Genomic DNA, 20,975 nt, shown 5'->3' with positions numbered 1-20,975 from the left:
GTGGCGTGCAAGCATTAATCGAGTCGGTGGGTTCTCTTTCTGCGCAAGAAAAGAAAGCGTTGGCGGTACTGCTCAAACAGCAAGGCATCAACCTGTTTGAGATCGCCCCGGTTTTCAAGCGCCAGCAGGATGAACCGCTGCGACTCTCTTATGCCCAGGAGCGGCAATGGTTTCTCTGGCAATTGGAGCCCGAGAGTACGGCATATCATGTGCCTCGGGCGCTGCGTCTGAATGGACCGCTGGATCTGGCAGCATTGCAGCGCAGCTTCGATACCCTGGTGGCGCGCCATGAAAGCCTGCGTACTTGCCTGCAGCAGGATGGCGACAACACCTTGCAGGTCATCCGGCCGCAAATGCTCATCGAGATCCTGGTGGTCGATGCCGACGAAGCGCGGTTGCAGGGCCTGGTGGAAGCACAGATCGCCCGTCCCTTCGACCTGCAGCAGGGGCCATTGCTGCGCGTGAGCCTGCTGCGCCTGGCCGAGGATGAGCATGTCCTGGTGCTGGTCCAGCACCATATCGTCTCCGATGGCTGGTCGATGCAGGTGATGGTCGACGAGCTGGTGCAGCTGTATGCCGCCTGCACCCAGGGGCGCGAGCTGCAACTGCCGGAGTTGCCGATCCAGTACGCCGACTACGCGCTGTGGCAGCGCAGTTGGATGGAGGCTGGCGAGAAGGAGCGCCAGCTGGGGTATTGGCTGGATCGGTTGGGTGGCACGCAACCGGTTCTGGAACTGCCCCTGGACTATCCGCGTCCCGCTATCCAGAGCCATCGTGGCGCTCGAGTGGACATGACGCTGGAGGGCGAGTTGTTCGCCAGGCTCAAGGCCGTCGCCCAGCGCGAAGGCGTGACGCTGTTCATGTTGCTGCTGGCTTCGTTCCAGACCTTGCTGTATCGCTACAGTGGCCAGTCCGATATCCGTGTCGGCGTACCGACCGCCAACCGCAACCGGGTGGAAACCGAGCGCCTGATCGGCTTCTTCGTCAATACCCAGGTGCTCAAGGCCGATATCGATGGCCAGATGTCCTTTGTCCAGTTGCTGCAACAAGTCAAGCAGCGCGCGATAGAGGCCCAGGCCCACCAGGACTTGCCGTTCGAACAGTTGGTGGAGGCCCTGCAGCCGGAACGTAGCCTGAGCCACAACCCGTTGTTCCAGGTGATGTTCAACCACCAGACCGATGCCCGTGGGGGCAAGGGTGCCGGTCCGGTGTCCGGGCTGCAGGTGCAGAGCCTGGAGTGGGAAAGCCAGACCGCGCAATTCGACCTCAACCTGGATACCCAGGAGTCCGCCGAGGGCCTGCTGGCGTCCTTGACCTACGCCAGCGACCTGTTCCACAGCGAAACCGCGCAACGCCTGTTGCAACACTGGCAGAACCTCCTGCAGTCGGTCGCGGCCAACGCCTCTTTGCGCGTCGATGAGTTGCCCATGCTGGACGACGCGCAATGGCAGCGGATCGTGCATGGATGGAATGCCACCGAATTCGACTATCCGCGTGAGCAAGGGGTGCACCAGCTTTTCGAAGCCCTGGCCCTGGCACGTCCCGGGGCGCTGGCCCTGCAGTTCGACGACCAGTCCCTGACCTATGCCGAGCTCAACCAGCGCGCCAACCGCGTGGCCCATCGCCTGATCACCATGGGCGTCGGCCCGGATGTGCTGGTGGCGGTGAGCGTGGAGCGCTCCGCGCAAATGGTCATCAGCCTGTTGGCGACGCTCAAGGCCGGTGGCGCCTATGTGCCGCTGGACCCGCAATACCCGGCCGATCGCCTGGCCTACATGCTCGAGGACAGCAAGGCCCGGGTGTTGCTGACCCAGCAGCACCTGCGCCAGCGTCTGCCTCAGCCAGCGCAACTGCAGGTATTGCTGGTGGAGGAGGCCGAGGCCGATGCCACCTGCCCGGTGGACAATCCACAGGTAAGCCTTTCACCCGAGCACCTGGCCTATGTGATCTACACCTCCGGTTCCACCGGCAAGCCCAAGGGTGTGATGGTGCGGCACCAGGCGCTGAGCAGTTTCACCAGTGGCATGGCCACGACCCTGGAGATTGGCGCCGATGCGCGGGTGTTGTCGCTGACCACCTTCTCCTTCGATATTTTTGCCCTTGAGCTCTATGTGCCGCTGACTACGGGCGCTATCGTGATCCTGGGGGACAAGGAGCTGGCCCTGGACCCGGAGGCCATTCTCGATCTGTTGCAAACCCGCAGCGCCAGCGTCTTGCAGGCGACTCCATCGACCTGGCGCATGTTGCTGGACAGTCCGCGTGCCAGTGCAATGCTGCGGGGTATCAAGTGCCTGTGTGGCGGTGAGGCGCTGCCGGCCGACCTGGCCAAGCGCATGCTCGAACTGCAAGGCGCGGTCTGGAACCTGTATGGGCCTACCGAGACCACTATCTGGTCGGCGGCCCACCGGCTGGCCGAGGCGCAGCCCTTCGTTGGCCGGCCGATCGCCAACACCTCGCTGTTCATCCTCGACGGTGGATTGACTCCTTGCCCGCAGGGCGCGGCTGGCGAGCTGTTGATCGGTGGCGTCGGCCTGGCCCGGGGCTACCACGAGCGCCCAGCGATGACCGCCGAGCGCTTCGTTCCCCATCCGTTTTCCACCAGCGGCGAGCGCGTCTATCGCACAGGTGACTTGTCGCGTTATCGCGCCGAGGGGATCGTGGAGTACATCGGCCGGGTCGACCACCAGGTCAAGGTGCGCGGTTTCCGTATCGAGCTGGGCGAGATCGAGGCGTGCTTGCGTGAGCAGCCCGCTGTGCGCGAAGCTGCGGTGCTGGCTGACAATGATCGGCTGGTTGCGTACCTGGTGACTCACCAGGTCACTGCCGAAGCCGACCAGGCGACATTGCGCGAACAGTTCAAGGCGGCCATGCGTGAGGCCTTGCCGGACTACATGGTACCGGCCTACCTGATCTTCCTCGAGCGCATGCCACTGACTCCCAATGGCAAGCTGGACCGCAAGGCCCTGCCCAAACCCGATGCGAGCCTGCTGCAAAAACGCCATGTGGCACCGGTCAGCGAAAGAGAGCAGCAAGTCGCGGCGATCTGGGCCGATGTACTCGGGGCGCAGCAGGTCGGGCTCGAAGACCACTTCTTTGAGTTGGGCGGCCATTCGCTGCTGGCCACCCGCGTGGTCTCGCGGGTGCGCCAGGCACTGGGTATCGAGGTGGCCCTCAAGGCGCTGTTCGAACAACCGGTACTGGGCGACTTTGTCCAGGCGTTGGGGCAGGGCGGGGCGCAGATGGCGACTATCGCCAGGATCGATCGCGATCAGCCTCCGGCCTTGTCCTATGCCCAGGAACGCCAGTGGTTCCTCTGGCAGTTGGAGCCACAAAGCGCTGCCTACCATATTCCCGGTGCGCTGCGCCTGACGGGACAGCTGGATCGTACCGCTTTGCAGCGAGCTTTCGATGCTCTGGCGGCACGTCATGAAACCCTGCGCACCCGATTCGCCATCGATGGCCTGCATGCCGTCCAGGTGGTCGGGGAAAATAGCGCCCAACCTGTGGAGTACGAGGTCTTGCCAGCGGTCGATGCCGCTCGGTTGCAGGAGCGGATCGAGGCCGAGATCGCCCGACCGTTCGACCTGCGCGAAGGCCCGCTGCTGCGGGTCAAGCTGTTGCGCCTGGCCGAAGATGAGCATGTCCTGGTGCTGGTGCTGCACCATATCGTTGCCGATGCCTGGTCGATGCAGGTGATGGTCGATGAACTGGTTCGGCTGTATGCCGCCTACAGCCAGGGGCAGGAGTTGCAGCTGCCGGAGCTGCCGATCCAGTACGCCGATTACGCGGCCTGGCAACGCAACTGGATGGAGGCCGGGGAGAAGCAGCGGCAACTTGAGTACTGGCGTGGCCAATTGGGCCAGGTGCAGCCGGTGCTGGAACTGCCTCTGGATCATCCGCGGCCGGCTACGCAAAGCCATCGTGGCGCGCGCCTGGACCTGGCGCTGGATGCGCCTTTGGTCGTGCAGCTCAAGGACGTGGCCCAACGTGAAGGCGTGACGCTGTTCATGGTGTTATTGGCCTCGTTCCAGGCCTTGTTGTATCGCTACAGTGGCCAGGCCGATATCCGCATCGGGGTGCCGATCGCCAACCGCAACCGAGTCGAGACCGAGGGCTTGATCGGCTTCTTCGTCAACACCCAGGTGCTCAAGGCCGATATCGATGGCCGGATGTCCTTCGTCGAGCTATTGCAGCAGGTCAAGCGCAGTGCCCTGGAGGCCCAGGCCCACCAGGACCTGCCATTCGAACAACTGGTGGAAGCGCTGCAGCCGGAGCGCAGCCTGAGCCATAACCCGCTGTTCCAGGTGATGTACAACCATCAGAGCGAGGCTTCGGGCGCCGCTGGACCGCAGCAGTTGCCCGGGCTGCGAGTGGAGGGCCTGGAGTGGGACAGCCACACGGCCCACTTCGACCTGAGCCTGGATACCTCTGAGTCCGCCGAAGGCATCTGGGCTTCCCTGACCTATGCCACGGACTTGTTCGATACCGCGACCGTGCAGCGCCTGGCCCGGGACTGGCAAGCCATGTTGCAAGCCTTGGCCAGTGCCCCGGCGAGCCTGGTCGGCGAGCTGGAGTTGGTCGGTGGCGCTGATCGGCAGCGCATGCTTGAGCAGTGGAATGCCGCTGATGACGCCTTGCCGGCCACGGACAGTGTCCATGGGCTGTTCGAGGTCCAGGCCGGGCTGCGTCCCGCAGCCTTGGCCCTGATGCTCGACGGACAGTCGATGAGCTACGCCGAGTTGAACCAGGAGGCCAACCGCCTGGCGCATTACCTGATCGAGCAGGGTGTTGGCCCGGAAGTGCTGGTCGGCGTGGCGGTAGAGCGTTCCTTCTCCATGGTGGTGAGCCTGTTGGCGGTGCTCAAGGCAGGCGGTGCCTATGTCCCTCTGGACCCGGAGTACCCACGCGAGCGCCTGGTGCACATGCTCGAGGATAGCCAGCTGCGCCTGGTCCTGACCCAGTCCCACCTACGCCAGCGCTTGCCGTTGCCACTGGAGCTGGCGGTGTTGGACCTGGACCTCGCCCGGCAGCGTCTGCAGCAGTGTCCGGTGAACGATCCGCAAGTGGTGGTCGATCCCCTCAGCCTGGCCTATGTGATCTATACCTCGGGATCGACCGGCAAGCCCAAGGGCGTGGCCATCAACCATGCTGCCCTGAGCCAGTTCGCGCAGATCGCCGCGGACTATTCACGCTTGACCTGCGACGATCGAGTATTGCAGTTCGCGACATTGAACTTCGATGGTTTCGTCGAGCAGCTGTATCCAGCCTTGACCCGGGGAGCGAGCGTGGTGCTGCGTGGTCCCGAGCTGTGGGACAGCGCCCGGCTGTACCAGGAAATCATGGCCCAGGGCATTACCCTGGCGGACCTGCCGACAGCCTACTGGAACCTGTTCCTGCTCGATTGCCAAGCGGCCGGTGCGCGTTCCTACGGCAACCTGCGGCAGATCCACATCGGTGGCGAGGCGATGCCGCTGGATGGCCCGGCCCAATGGCTTCGCAGTGGCGCAGGGCATGTGCGGTTGTTGAATACCTATGGCCCGACCGAGGCCACTGTGGTTTCCAGTGTGCTCGATTGCTCTTCTCTCGATGAAATCACTGGCGCCACCGCCAGCCCCATTGGTCGTTCGCTTCCCGGCCGGGCCCTGTATGTCCTGGACCGCGACCTGAACCTGGCCCCACTGGGGGCGGTGGGCGAGCTGTACATCGGCAGTGCCAGGGGGTTGGCACGGGCCTACCTGCAACGGCCACTGTTGACGGCAGAGCGCTTCGTTCCCGATCCCTTCGGTGAAGTTGGCGAGCGCTTGTACCGTACGGGCGACCTGGCGCGTTATCGCGCCGATGGGGTGATCGAATATGCCGGGCGGATCGACCACCAGGTGAAGATCCGTGGCTTCCGCATCGAGCTGGGAGAGATCGAGGCGCTGTTGCTGGCCCAGGACTCTGTACGTGAAACGGTGGTATTGGCTGCAGATGGCCAGTTGGTCGCTTACCTGGTGGCGAACCAGGTCCATGAGTCGCCCGCAGCGCAACAGGTGTTGGGCGATGAGCTCAAGGTCGCATTGCGCGAGCAGTTGCCGGACTACATGGTGCCGGCGCACTTGGTATTCCTCGAGCGGATGCCGTTGAACCCCAACGGCAAGCTGGATCGTGCGGCATTGCCACGCCCGGATATGAGCCAGGCACATAAGGCCTGGGTGGCTCCGCAGAGTGAGACCGAGCGGCAGGTCGCGGCAATCTGGGCGCAGATCCTGGATGTCGAGCGCGTTGGTTTGACCGATCACTTCTTCGAACTGGGCGGGCATTCCTTGCTGGCCATGCAGGTGGTCTCGCGCTTGCGCCAGGTTCTCGGGCTTGAGGTGCCTCTCAGGACGTTGTTCGAACAGCCACGCTTGGACGCCTTCGTGGGCGCCTTGCCGAGCGCCGGGCTGGCGTCCACCGCTCCGGCGATGGTCGTGGTCGATCGGGATCGTCCGTTGGCGCTGTCCTATGCCCAGGAGCGCCAGTGGTTCCTCTGGCAGCTGGAGCCTGAAAGCTCGGCCTACCATGTGCCCAGCGCGCTGCGCTTGAAGGGCCAGCTGGATCTGGCTGCGTTGCAGCGCAGTTTCGACACCCTGATGGCGCGCCATGAGAGCCTGCGCACCCATCTGCACCAGGACGGTGAGCGAGCTGTCCAGGTCATTGGTGCCCAGGCCTCGGTCGAGATCGCTTGCGCCGATACCGATGAAGACAATCTCAAGTCCCGGGTTCAGGCCCTGATCGCGCGTCCCTTCGATCTGCAACAGGGGCCCTTGTTGCGAGTCCAGTTGCTGCGCCTGGCCGAGGATGACCACGTGCTGGTCATGGTCCAGCACCACATCGTCTCCGATGGTTGGTCGATGCAGGTGATGGTCGATGAGTTGGTGCAGCTGTATTCGGCCTACAGCCTGAATGAAGAGCTGCAACTGCCGGCCTTGCCGATCCAGTACGCCGACTATGCCGCCTGGCAGCGCGACTGGATGGAGGCCGGGGAAAAGGCTCGCCAGTTGGACTACTGGCGTGGACTGCTGGGTGGTGAACAACCCGTGCTGGAACTGCCCACCGATCATCAGCGTCCGGCGGTACAGAGCCATCGTGGCGCGCGGCTGGAGCTGGCGCTGGATACTCGTTTGGTCGGCGGCTTGCGAGCCTTGGCCCAGCGCGAAGGCGTAACGATGTTCATGCTGTTGCTGGCCTCGTTCCAGACCTTGCTGCACCGCTACAGCGGCCAGCAGGACATCCGTGTCGGGGTGCCGATCGCCAACCGCAACCGGGTGGAAGTCGAGCGCCTGATCGGTTTCTTCGTCAACACCCAGGTGCTCAAGGCCGATATCGACGGGCAGATGACCGTCGACCAGCTGCTGGCGCAGGTCAAGCAACGGGCCCTGGAAGCCCAGGCCCACCAGGACCTGCCGTTCGAACAACTGGTGGAGGCGCTGCAGCCGGAGCGCAGCTTGAGCCTCAACCCGCTGTTCCAGGTGATGTTCAACCATCAGGCCCAGGCGCGCCTGGCCAGTGCCGGGCGCCAGGCGTCCGGACTGCGCTTGGAAGCACTGGAATGGGACAGCCAGACCGCGCACTTCGACCTGGACCTGGACATCAATGAGGCGGCCGATGACATCTGGGCATCGTTTGGCTATGCCACCGACCTGTTCGAGGCCTCGACCATCGAGCGCATGGCCCGCCACTGGCAGAACCTGCTGCAGGCGATGGTCGCCGACCAGCAACAAGCCATCGGCCAGCTGAACCTGCTGGACGAGGCGGAGCAGCGGCAGATCATCCAGCTCTGGGATCGGACCGATTCTGGCTTCCCGGCCACGCGCCTGGTGCACGAGCTGGTGGCCGACCGTGCCCGGGAAACCCCCGAGGCGGTAGCGGTGATCTTCGGTGAGCAACAGCTGACCTACGGCGAGCTGGAGCGCAGCGCCAACCGCCTGGCCCGGGCCTTGATCGCCCGTGGCGTGGGCCCGGAAGTGCGGGTGGCGATCGCCATGCCGCGCAGCGCCGAGATCATGGTGGCGTTCCTGGCGGTGCTGAAATCCGGTGGCGTGTATGTGCCGCTGGACGTGGAATACCCCGAGGACCGCCTGCTGTACATGATGCAGGACAGCCGCGCGCAACTGCTGCTGACCCACTCGGCGGTGCAACAGCGCCTGCCGGTGCCGGAAGGCCTGGAGAGCCTGGCGGTGGACCGTACCGAGCAGTGGAGTGGTGACGACGACAGCGCTCCGCACGTGACGCTGGACGGCGACAACCTGGCGTATGTGATCTACACCTCCGGCTCCACCGGCTTGCCCAAGGGCGTGGCGGTGTCCCATGGGCCGCTGGTGGCGCACATCATCGCCACCGGTGAGCGCTACGAAATGACCGCGGCCGATTGCGAGCTGCACTTCATGTCGTTCGCCTTCGACGGCTCCCATGAAGGCTGGATGCACCCGCTGATCAACGGTGCGCGGGTGCTGATCCGCGACGACAACCTGTGGCTGCCGGAGCAGACCTACGCCCAGATGCATCGCCACGGCGTGACCGTGGGGGTGTTCCCACCGGTGTACCTGCAGCAGCTGGCCGAACACGCCGAGCGCGACGGCAACCCACCGGCGGTGCGGGTGTACTGCTTCGGTGGTGATGCGGTGGCCCAGGCCAGCTACGACCTGGCCTGGCGGGCACTGCGCCCGACCTACCTGTTCAACGGCTATGGCCCGACCGAAACCGTGGTCACGCCGCTGCTGTGGAAGGCGAGCAAGGACGATCCATGCGGCGCGGCCTACGCCCCGATCGGCACGCTGCTGGGCAACCGCAGCGGTTATGTGCTGGACGCCGAGTTGAACCTGCAACCGATCGGCGTGGCGGGTGAGTTGTACCTGGGCGGCGAGGGGGTGGCCCGGGGTTACCTGGAGCGTCCGGCTCTGACGGCCGAACGCTTCGTGCCCGATCCGTTCGGCGCACCGGGCAGCCGGGTGTATCGCAGTGGCGACCTGACCCGTGGCCGTCCCGATGGGGTGGTGGACTACCTGGGCCGGGTCGATCACCAGGTGAAGATCCGCGGTTTCCGGATTGAGCTGGGTGAGATCGAGGCGCGCCTGCGTGAGCAGGAGGCCGTGCGGGAAACCGTGGTGGTGGCGCAAAGTGGTCTCAGCGGCAAGCAGTTGGTGGCCTATGTGGTACCGGTGGACCCGGAGCTGGTGAGCGACGCCGTGGCGCAAGCGCAATGCCGCGAGGCGCTGCGCCAGGCGCTCAAGGCGCGCCTGCCGGACTACATGGTGCCGGCGCACCTGATGTTCCTCGAACGCATGCCGCTGACTCCTAACGGCAAGCTGGATCGCAAAGGGCTGCCACAGCCGGACGCCAGCCAGTTGCAGCAAGCCTATGTGGCTCCGCAGAGTGAACTGGAAGGGAAAATCGCGGCGATCTGGGCCGAGGTCCTGCGCCTGCCACGGGTGGGGATCAACGACAATTTCTTCGAGCTGGGCGGTGATTCGATCATCTCGATCCAGGTGGTGAGCCGTGCGCGGCAAGCCGGCGTGCGCTTTACGCCCAAGGACCTGTTCCAGCACCAGACCGTGCAAAGCCTGGCCTCGGTCGCCAGGGAAGGGGGCGAAGGCCTGGTCATCGACCAGGGGCCGCTGAGTGGTGACTTGTTGCTGTTGCCGATCCAGAAAGCCTTCTTCGATGACGAGGTCGTCGATCGCCATCACTGGAACCAATCCGTGGCGCTCCAGGCCCATGGTCGCCTGCAGCCGGAGTTGTTGATCCAGGCCTTGCAAGCCCTCCTGGTGCACCACGATGCGTTGCGCTCGCAGTTCATCAAGACGGATAAGGGGTGGCAAGCGAGCTACCGCGCCGCCGATCTGCACCAGGCCGAGCAAGTATTGTGGTGCCGTAGCGCAGAGGGGCTCGACGATCTCACCGCACTTGCCGAGCAGGCACAGCGGAGTCTCGATCTGGGCGAGGGGCCACTATTACGGGCGGTGCTCGTGGACCTGGCCGAGGGAGCCCAGAGGTTGTTGCTGGTGGTTCATCACTTGGTGGTGGACGGGGTGTCATGGCGTATCTTGCTCGAGGATCTGCAGGCGGCTTATCGCCAACTGGCTGAAGGGCAGCCAGTGGTGCTGCCGTCCAAGACCAGTTCGACCCATGCCTGGGCCCAGCGTTTGCAAGCCTACGCTGAGGATTCCGCGCTTGAGCGGGAATTCCAGTGGTGGCAAGCACAATTGCAGGACGGACTAACCGACCTGCCAGGCGCTGACGCTCGGGCCAGCCTGAGCAACCGACATGCCCTGGGGGTCACCACTCATCTGGACCAGGCGTTCACCCGCCGGTTGCTGCAGGATGCTCCTGTGGCCTATCGCACGCAGATCAACGATCTGCTGCTGACGGCCCTTGCCAGGGTGATTGGACGCTGGACAGGCCAGGACTCGACCCTGATCCGATTGGAAGGGCACGGGCGGGAGGATCTTTTCGAGGACGTGGACCTGACGCGCACCGTCGGCTGGTTCACCAGTATCTATCCGGTTCGGTTGCGCCCAGCTACTGGCATTGCCGATTCCATCAAGGGCATCAAGGAGCAACTGCGGGCCATTCCGGACAAGGGTATCGGTTTCGGGGCCTTGCGCTACCTGGGACGTGACTCGGTCAGGGAAGCGCTGCGCCAGTTGCCACAGCCACGTATCACCTTCAACTATCTGGGGCAGTTCGATAGCAGTTTTGATGATGCCGAGCAGGAGGGGCTGTTCGCACCTTCGGGAGACTCCTGTGGTGCGGATCAAGGGCCGGATGCCTGCCTGGGCAACTGGCTGGAAATCAATGGCCAGGTCTATAACGGCGAGTTGAACCTGAACTGGAGCTTCAGCCAGCAGATGTTCGACGAGGTGAACATCCAGCATTTGGCCGATGAGTACGCCGAGGAACTCAAGGCGTTGATCGAACATTGCTGCAAGTCGGAAACTCGTGGTGTGACGCCGTCCGATTTCCCGCTGGCTCGCCTGGACCAGGAGCAACTGGACCGACTGCCGTTGACCATGGACCAGGTGGAAGATCTCTATCCGCTGTCGCCCATGCAGCAGGGCATGCTGTTTCATTCATTGTATGGCCAGGCATCCGGCGATTATGTCAACCAGATGCGAGTCGATGTCGAAGGGCTGGATGTAGAGCGTTTCTGTGCCGCATGGCAGGCCGCCTTGCAGCATCACGATGTACTGCGCAGCGGGTTCCTCTGGCAGACCGATGCCGAGGCTCCATTGCAGGTGGTCTACAAGCAGGTGCAATTGCCCGTCGAGCAATATGACTGGCAGGATCGTGAAGAGCTGCAACAGGCCCTGGAGTCACTGGCGCAGGACATGCGCCAACAGGGTTTTGCACTCCAGCAGGCGCCGTTGTTGAACCTGGTGTTGGTGCGTACCGCTACTAACCGTCATCACCTGATCTATACCAATCACCATATCCTGATGGATGGCTGGAGCAGCTCACAGTTGTTCGGAGAGGTGCTGCAGGACTACGCAGGCGTATCGTCTCGGGCTTCGACCGGACGTTATCGCGACTACATCGCCTGGTTGCAGCGACAGGATGCGGTGCTTAGCGAAGCGTTCTGGAAGGAACAACTGGCTTCGCTTAAAGAACCTACTCGCCTGGCGCGTCCATTGGGACAGGACGTCGACCAGCCCCAGGCCTTTGGCGATTACCGCCTCAGCCTGGGGGCAGAAGATACCCAGCGCCTGAAGTCCTTTGCCCAGGGCATCAAGGTCACCCTCAATACCCTGGTACAAGCAGCCTGGCTGCTGTTGCTGCAGCGCCATACTGGCCAGGAAACGGTGGCCTTCGGGGCCACTGTATCCGGACGTCCGGCCGAACTACGGGGTATCGAGCAACAGGTCGGCCTATTCATCAATACCTTGCCGGTAGTGGCCAGTCCTGCCCCTGAGCTCGAGATCAACCAGTGGTTGCAGCAATTGCAGGAGCAGAACCTGCGTTTGCGCGAGCAAGAGCATTCGCCGCTGTTCGAGATCCAGCGTTGGGCCGGAATGGGAGGAGAAGCCCTGTTCGACTCGATCCTGGTATTCGAGAACTACCCGGTTTCCGAAGCGCTAGAGCAGGGAGCCCCTTCGGGATTGGTCTTCAGCCAGGTCGATAGCATCGAGCAGACCAACTATCCAATGACCGTTGCCCTGGGTATCGGTGAAATCCTGGGTATCGAGTTCAACTACGATTCCCGGTCATTCTCTGCCGCGCAGGTGCGGCGCCTGGGCGAGCATTTCAAGCAACTGCTCGAGGCGTTCATCGACGCCAAACCACGCTACCTGGCCGATCTGCCATCGCTGACCGATGCCGAAGAGCTGGATATCTTGCGCTGGAACGATGCCCGCCCGGCGGCGTCGCCGCTGCAATTGGTTCATCAGTTGTTCGAGGCCCAGGCGCGCAGGCGCCCCGAGGCAGTGGCGTTGCAGTTGGATCAGGAGTGCTTGAGTTACGCCGAACTGAACCGCCAGGCCAACCGCTTGGCGCACCAGTTGATTGCACTGGGTGTCGGTCCCGAGGTGTTGGTAGGGGTCGCATTGGAGCGCTCCTGCGCCATGGTGGTCAGCCTGTTGGCGATCCTCAAGGCTGGGGGTGCGTATGTACCGCTGGACCCGCAGTATCCCCGCGAACGCTTGGTGCATATGCTCGAGGACAGTGATGTGCGCCTGGTCCTGACGCATTCCCATGTACCACTGGCCTTGCCCGATGATATTGCCACTCTGGCCCTTGACCTGGTGGGCCCGCAGCTTGCGCAATATCCTGCGGAAAATCCCGGGGGCAAGGCAGAGCTGCAGAACCTGGCTTATGTGATCTACACCTCCGGTTCTACAGGCAAGCCCAAGGGCGTGGCGATCAATCACGCCGCGTTGAGCGAGTTTTCCACTATCGCTGCCGATTATTCACGCTTGAACGAGGATGATCGGGTCCTGCAATTCGCCACCCTCAACTTCGACGGTTTCGTCGAACAGCTTTACCCGGCGTTGACCCACGGCGCCACGGTGGTCCTGCGTGGTCCGCAGCTGTGGGACAGTGGCCGCCTGTACCGCGAGATCATCGACCAGGGGATCACCCTGGCTGACCTGCCGACAGCCTACTGGAACCTGTTCCTGCTCGATTGCCTTGCCGCCGGGCCTCGCACCTATGGTGCGTTGCGCCAGATACATATCGGTGGTGAAGCGATGCCCCTAGACGGTCCGGCGCAATGGCGTCGGGCAGGGCTGGGCCATGTTCGGCTGCTCAATACCTATGGACCGACCGAAGCGACAGTCGTTTCCAGCGTGCTGGATTGCTCCAGCGACCCAAGCGTCGTTGGCGCCAGTGCCAGTCCGATCGGTCGGGCGCTGTCGGGCAGGGCCCTGTACGTGTTGGACCAGAACCTGAACCTGGCACCGTTTGGTGCCGTGGGTGAACTCTATATTGGCAGTGCTTGCGGCCTGGCCCGCTCCTATCTGCAACGACCGTCATTGACTGCCGAGCGGTTCGTGGCCAATCCGTTCGGGAATGGTGGCGAGCGCCTGTATCGCACTGGCGACCTGGCGCGCTACCGTGCCGATGGCGTGGTCGAGTATGTAGGACGGGTCGACCATCAGGTGAAGATTCGTGGCTTCCGCATCGAACTGGGCGAAATCGAAACCCTGTTGCTGGCCCAGGACGGTGTACGCGAGGCCCTGGTACTTGCAGCGGATAATCAGTTGCTGGCCTATCTGGTAGTCGAACAAGCGGTGGATTCGCCGCAGGCCCGGCAACTGCTGAGCGAGCAGTTCAAGGATGCCCTGCAGGCGCATTTGCCGGACTACATGGTGCCTGCGCACCTGATCTTCCTGGAACGCATGCCGCTGAACCCTAACGGCAAGCTTGATCGCCAGGCGCTTCCGCGTCCGGACGCCAGCTTGCTCCAGGGACAATGGGTGGCCCCGCAGAGCCTGCTCCAGCAGCAGGTGGCAGCTATCTGGGCGGATGTCCTGGGGGTCGAGAGGGTTGGCTTGACCGATCACTTCTTCGAGTTGGGCGGTCATTCATTATTGGCGATGCAGGTGGTTTCGCGCTTGCGCCAAGTCCAGGGCCTGGAGGTGCCGCTCAAGGTAGTGTTCGAGCAGCCGCGCTTGCAGGCATTCGTCCTTGCCCTGGAGGCGCTGGAGGGGAATGCGGATGCCGGTATGCCCGCCCTTGTGCCAGTAAGGCGCGACCAGCCATTGCCGCTCTCCTATGCCCAGGAACGCCAGTGGTTCCTCTGGCAGCTGGATCCGCAAGGCTCGGCATACCATGTGCCCAGTGCATTGCGCTTGAAGGGGCAGTTGGATGTAGACGCCTTGCAGCGCAGTTTCGATAGCCTGGTGGCGCGTCATGAAAGCCTGCGCACCCTTATGCGCCAGACCGATAGTGCAGTGGTGCAGGTAATAGCTCCGCAGGCACGGATCGAAATGCTCTTGGGCGATGCTCAAGAAGAAGGTCTGCAAGCGCTTATCGAGGCTGAGGTGCAACAGCCGTTCGACTTGCAACAGGGACCGCTGTTGCGAGTCAAGCTACTGCGTCTGGCCGAAGACGATCACGTACTGGTATTGGTCCAGCACCACATCATTTCCGATGGCTGGTCGATGCAGGTGATGGTCGACGAACTGGTGCAGTTGTATGCCGCCCATAGTCTTGGCTCGACTCTGCAATTGCCGATATTGCCGGTGCAATATGCCGACTATGCGGTTTGGCAGCGTAGTTGGATGGAGGCCGGTGAGAAGGCACGTCAACTCAATTACTGGCGTGGTCTGCTCGGCGACTCCCAGCCGGTGCTGCAATTGCCGCTCGATCATGCGCGTCCGGCCTTGCAAAGCTATCGTGGCGCCCATCTTGATATCGACTTCGAGCCGGAATCGATCGCGGCGCTCCGGGTATTTGCCCAGAGCGAAGGGGGGACCTTGTTCATGGTGCTGCTGGCGTCCTTCCAGGCGCTGCTGCATCGCTACAGCGGTCAGCATGACATCCGTGTCGGGGTGCCGGTCGCCAACCGCAACCGGGTGGAGACCGAGCGCCTGATCGGCTTCTTCGTCAACACCCAGGTGCTCAAGGCCGATATCGACGAGCAAATGACCGTCAGCCAGCTGCTGGCCCAAGTCAAGCAGCGGGCCCTGGAGGCTCAGAGTCATCAGGACCTGCCGTTCGAGCAGTTGGTCGAGGCGCTGCAGCCGGAGCGCAGCCTGAGTCACAACCCGTTGTTCCAGGTGATGTTCAACCACCAGAGCGAAGTGCGAGGAGCACAGGTCCAGTCGGACCAACTGCCATTGCAGGTCAGCGAGTTGCCGTGGGCCGGCCAATCTGCGCAGTTTGACTTGAGCCTGGATACCCGCGATTCGGACGATGGGCTTTGGGCTTCGTTGACCTATGCCAGTGATCTGTTCGACGCGACCACTATCGAGCGAATGGCTCGGCATTGGGAGAAGTTGCTGCTGGAAATGCTTGCGAACCCGCAACAGCAGGTGAGCCGGTTGGCGATATTGGATGACAATGAGCGACAGGCGATAGTCCGGCAATGGAACGCCACCGAGCGTGACTACCCGCTGCAACGCCAGGTGCACCAGTTGATCGAGGAACAGGTAGCCCTGGCTCCCGAGGCCCCGGCCCTGGTCTTTGCTCAGCAGCGCCTGAGCTATGCCGAACTCAACCGCCGGGCCAACCGCCTGGCCCATCGCCTGATCCAGGCCGGGGTCGGCCCGGATGTGCTGGTGGGGCTGGCGGTGGAACGCTCGATCGAAATGGTGGTGGGCCTGCTGGCAGTACTCAAGGCCGGTGGCGCCTATGTGCCGCTGGACCCGGAATACCCGCGCGAACGTCTGGCCTACATGCTCGAAGACAGTGGCGTGAAACTGCTGCTGACCCAGGCGCATCTGCTGGAGCAGTTGCCGATTCCCCAGGGGCTATCCAGCCTGGTGCTGGAGCAGGGGGAAGCGTGGCTGGAACACTACAGCGAAGAAAATCCGCAGATCGCCCTGGACGGTGAGAACCTGGCCTACGTGATCTACACCTCCGGCTCCACCGGCCAGCCCAAGGGCGCCGGCAACCGGCATTCGGCACTGCTCAACCGCCTGTGCTGGATGCAGGAGGCTTATGCCCTGGGGGCTGGCGACACGGTCTTGCAAAAGACCCCGTTCAGCTTCGACGTTTCGGTGTGGGAGTTCTTCTGGCCACTGATGACGGGCGCGCGGCTGGTGGTGGCGGCGCCGGGGGATCATCGCGACCCGGCCCGCTTGGTCAGCCTGATCAACAGCGAGCAGGTCACGACTCTGCACTTCGTGCCGTCGATGCTGCAAGCCTTCCTGCAGGATCGTGATGTGGGTTCGTGCACCAGCCTGCAACGCATCGTTTGCAGCGGCGAAGCATTGCCGGTGGATGCCCAGCAGCAAGTATTCGCCAAGTTGCCAAAGGCCGGGTTGTACAACCTGTATGGCCCGACCGAGGCCGCGATCGATGTGACCCACTGGACCTGTGTCGATGAAGGCCGCGATGGCGTACCGATCGGCCGGCCGATCGCCAACCTGGGCTGCTACATCCTGGACAGCAACTTCGAGCCGGTGCCGATGGGTGTGCTGGGCGAGCTGTACCTGGGTGGCGTGGGCCTGGCCCGTGGATACCACCGTCGCCCGGCCTTGAGCGCCGAACGCTTCGTGGCCCATCCGTTCGTGGCCGGCGAGCGCCTGTACCGTACCGGCGACCTGGCGCGTTATCGCGAAGACGGGGTGATCGAATACGCCGGGCGTATCGACCACCAGGTCAAGCTGCGGGGCCTGCGCATCGAGTTGGGCGAGATCGAAGCGCGACTGCTGGAGCACGAGCGGGTACGCGAGGCCGCGGTACTGGCGGTGGATAACCAGCACCTGGTGGGTTACCTGGTGCTGGAAGGCGCGGGCGAAGACTGGCGCGAAGTACTGAGTGCCCACCTGGCCGCGCACCTGCCGGACTACATGGTGCCGGCGCAGTGGGTGGTGCTGGAGCAGATGCCGCTGAGCCCCAACGGCAAGCTGGACCGCAAGGCTTTGCCCAAGCCCGATGCCAGCTTGCAGGCGCGGGAGTACGTGGCACCGCAGAGCCCGCTGGAGCAGCAGGTCGCTGCCGCCTGGAGCGAGGTCCTGGAGGTCGAGCAGATCAGCCTGAACGACAACTTCTTCGAACTGGGAGGACATTCATTACTGATCCTGATGCTCCGCGACCGTATCAAGAAAATCACAGGTGTCGATCTCAGCGTCAGCCAACTGATGTTGCACCCTACGGTGCGGGGCCAGGTCGGTTGTATCCAAGGACAAGAGCAGGGTTCGCTGCTGGTCAGGCTCAACGCCCAGTCCCAGGGCACGCCGTTGTTCCTGTTCCACCCAAGCTTCGGCTCGGTGCATTGCTACAGAGCAATAGCCTTGGCGCTCAGGGAACAACGTCCGGTCATTGGTGTGATCTGTCGGGCCCTGCTCGATGCCGAACATCGAGTGCCTTCCTGGACGGACATGGTCGATGACTACGTCGGGCAATTGCTCGTCGCCTATCCACAAGGCAATTACCGATTGGCTGGTTGGTCGTTGGGAGGCAACCTGGCGATGGAGGTCGCTTATCGTCTGGAACGGGCCGGGCGACATGTGGAGTCGGTGGATTGGATCGATGCACCTCCTCCTGCACATGTCGAGGACTTCTGGAAAGAAGACCTGGTTGCTGAACCGCAAGTGTTCTCCACGCAGCAGCGGCAAGCCGAAATGCTGGCCGTGATGTTCCCCGAGTTCGCCGAGCAGATAGGCGCCCAGTGGCAGGCAGCCGTGAATGAGGTGTCGGATGAGGTGAAGGCCTGGCAACAGCTGGACGCCTGGGCGGCAGAGCATGTCGGAAGCGCATATGCGGCTATCAGGGAGCAGTTGCTCGACGTTCGCGAGGCGCAGGTATCCTGGGAGATCAAGCAGGATCTGGACCTGCGTCTGCAGGGTGCCGACTACCAGGCGATCCAGGCCCCGGTGAACTGTTGGTGGGCCGCGCAAGGCAACGGTGGCCAGCATCGTGATCTGATCGAGGCGAGCATGGCCCAGGTTATCGGCCAGGACGGTATCCGCTCATCCACGGTCATCGATACCACCCACGATCGAATTATCGATAACCCGCAGTTCATCAGCCTCTTCGTTGCAAGCATGAAGTAAGGAGTCGACGCCAAAAGAAACGCCCCTGATCATGATGAATGGTCAGGGGCGTTTTGTTGTGTGGCATGCAAAGACCCTGGCGAGTCGCTGAGAAGGGACTTTCATGGCTACTGCAGAGCCATGGGCCTGGCTGGCCGAGACCGTCAGGCAAGCATGGAAGGCCCAGGATCGATGCTCATGATGTTATGCGGCGTACAACGATGCTGGCGAGTCGCTGGTGTGAGGGGAGGACAGGTCACCGCCAGGTATTGAGGGTGGTTGATCAAGGCCATCAGACAGGCATGAAAAAGCCCCTGGTCAGCGACTGATCCAGGGGCTGGTAAAGGACGAGCTTAGAAATCCCAGCGGGTAGTTACCATCACATTGCGCGGGTCGCCGTAGTAGGCCGAGTTATAGAAGCCGACGTTGGTGTAGTACGACTTGTCGAACAGGTTGTTGACGTTCAGGGTGGCCGACAGGTTGTCGGTGATCTGGTAGCGCGCCATCAGGTCCACCAGCCAGAACGGATCCTGGGAGAACTTTTCGTTGCGCTGTTTGGGGCGATTATACAGCGTTTGCCAGGCTTCGCCCTGCCAACGGGCACCGCCGCCAAGGGTGAGCTTGTCGAGGCTGCCGGTGAGTTTGTAGCTGGTATAGAAGCTGAGTTGGTCTTCCGGTTCCCATGTGGAGATCTTCTTCCCCTTGTCATCGCGGCTGATCTTGTGGGTATAGCCCGCCTGCAGTTGCCAGCCCGGGCGAAGTTCACCGGAAATCTCCGCTTCGTAACCCTTGGTCTTGGTCTTGGTCCCAATCCAGGATTGCTCTGTGCCAGGTTGAGAGTTGTAGACGGCGTCTTCGATCGGCCGATTTTCTTCATGCACCTCGAAGTAAGCAAGGCTGCTGTTCAGGCGGCCATCGAAGAATTCACCCTTGATTCCCAGCTCATAGTTCTTGCCCTCGTTGGGCTCGAGCATCTTGCGGTTGCGATCGCGGTAATCGGTTTGCGGCTGGAAGATCTCGGTGTAGCTGGCGTAGGCGGAGAAGTTGTCGTTGAGGTCATACACCAGGCCGGCATAGGGCAGGACCTTGCCACTGTCCTTGGCGTCGGCGGTGCCGGTGACCTGGTAGTTGGCGACACGCGCACCCAGCATGAGCGACAGATCGTCCATCAGGCTGAAGCGACCGGTCATGTAGGTACCGTTTTGGCGGGTGGTTTGGTCATTGATGGTGGTGGGCTCGTTCCATAGCGGTTCAATGGCCTTGCCGTCCCATTTGGAGAAGTCGTAGGAGTTATCGAAATACGTCGGGTTGGAGTAATCCTTGGCTTTCCATTTGGCGATCGACAGCGATTGGCCGAGAACCAACTGATGCTCACGACCGAACAGGTCGAAAGGCCCCGAAACATAAGCATCGAAGCTGTCGCTGGTGGTTTTGCCGGTATATTTCTGGGCCCAGATGGAACTGGTAGTGGCGGTGTCCTGGGAGATGTAGCCCAGAGGCGCGTTGTAGCCGTTGATCTGGTGGTTGTACTGGCCCTTGGCAGTCCAGCCATTGGCGAAGCTGTGTTCCAGGGTCGCGAATACGGTGCGGGTGTACTGTTCCCACCCGCTCCATCTCGGTCCGTTGTTGAAAGAGCGTGGCAGGTTCAGATAGTTGCCGTCCGCGTCATATACGGTGCGGCTGCCGGTCCAGCTGGAGCCCTTTGGATCGTTGTCCTGATAGTCGGCCCCCACCGTCAGCAAAGTGTCGGGCGTCAGGTCGAACTCAAGAATGCCGTAGTAGACGCTGGTCTTGCGGGAGTAATGATCCAGGAACGACTTCTTGTCCTGATAGGCCGCCACTGCCCGGCCACGTACGTTGCCGGTATCGGTCAATGGGCCGCTGACATCGAGCTGCGTGCGGTAGTTGTCCCAGGTGCCGGCACCCAGTTCGATGCTGCTCTTGAATTCGGAAGTGGGCTTCTTGCGGATAAGGTTGATGGTGCCGCCAGGCCCGCCGGCGCCGGTGAGCAGGCCGGTAGCGCCCTTGAGGACTTCCACGCGATCGTACAGGGCCATGTCGGTCAGGGTCTGACCGGCTGAATAGGCTGCGTTGCGCATGGTGGGAATACCGTCGTACTGGAAGTTGACGATGGAGAAACCGCGGGAATAGTAATTGGTCCGTTCACTGTCATAGGACGATACCGTGATGCCCGGGGTGTGGCGCATTACATCGTCGATGGCGTTGAGGCCGAAATCATCCATGACCTGACGGGTGATCACGGAAATCGATTGCGGCGTCTCCCGTGGCGTGAGCACCAGCCGTGTGGCGGTGGCGATGGTACCCGGAGTGTAGGAGCCGGTGCCTTCGGTGACCGTCCCCAACTGGTTGGCAGTGACTTGAGTGGTGCCCAGTTCAAGTCCTGCCGCGGTGTTGCTGGCGTTGATCGTGACGGAGTTGCCCTGCAGCTGGAAGCGGGTCCCTGTACCGGACAGCAGCGTCGCAATCGCTTGGCTTGGTTCCAACTTGCCCTTCACTGCCTTGCTGCGCTTGCCCTGCACATCCGTAGGGTTGTACAGCACCTGCAGGTTGGTCTGCCGGCCAAATTCCTGCAGGGCACTGCCCAGAGATTGTTCCGGTACGTCGATCTCGATTTCCTGGGCCTGGACGTAACCGGCGATCGGCATCGAGACTGCCAGGGCCAGGGCGCTGGGCAGGAGGTTGACGTTCAAGGCTCGTCGCATGGATCGCGCTTTACTCAGGGAACTGAGACCGAGTAGTGCAGACATGGATGATTTCTCTTCTGTGTAGTGGGCAGTTATAGGTATTTATTGC

General features: G+C 62.4%; 2 protein-coding genes. One reads left to right on the top strand and one right to left on the bottom strand.

The window, feature by feature from the left end; translation table 11 throughout:
• Positions 1-5 precede the first annotated feature (5 nt).
• Positions 6-18,182: a non-ribosomal peptide synthase/polyketide synthase gene (locus tag C4K40_RS21215; protein ID WP_124421349.1), complete on the top strand. Its 18,177-nt coding sequence runs from the start codon at positions 6-8 to the stop codon at positions 18,180-18,182.
• Between the two features lie 332 nt (positions 18,183-18,514).
• Here the strand turns inward: C4K40_RS21215 and C4K40_RS21210 are convergent, their stop codons facing one another.
• Complete coding sequence (locus C4K40_RS21210; RefSeq protein ID WP_053137258.1) at positions 18,515-20,884, bottom strand: TonB-dependent siderophore receptor; 2,370 nt, start codon at positions 20,882-20,884, stop codon at positions 18,515-18,517.
• Positions 20,885-20,975: the final 91 nt, after the last annotated feature.

The organism is Pseudomonas sp. CMR5c (assembly GCF_003850545.1).
Taxonomy (GTDB): Bacteria; Pseudomonadota; Gammaproteobacteria; order Pseudomonadales; family Pseudomonadaceae; genus Aquipseudomonas; species Aquipseudomonas piscis.
Note: the sequence above shows the minus strand (reverse complement) of the source record. Positions and strands in the feature narration are given on the sequence as shown.

Excerpts from the sequence above, each read along its gene's own strand:
- C4K40_RS21210 (WP_053137258.1), bottom strand. The coding sequence starts at position 20,884 with ATGCGACGAGCCTTGAACGTCAACCTCCTGCCCAGCGCCCTGGCCCTG.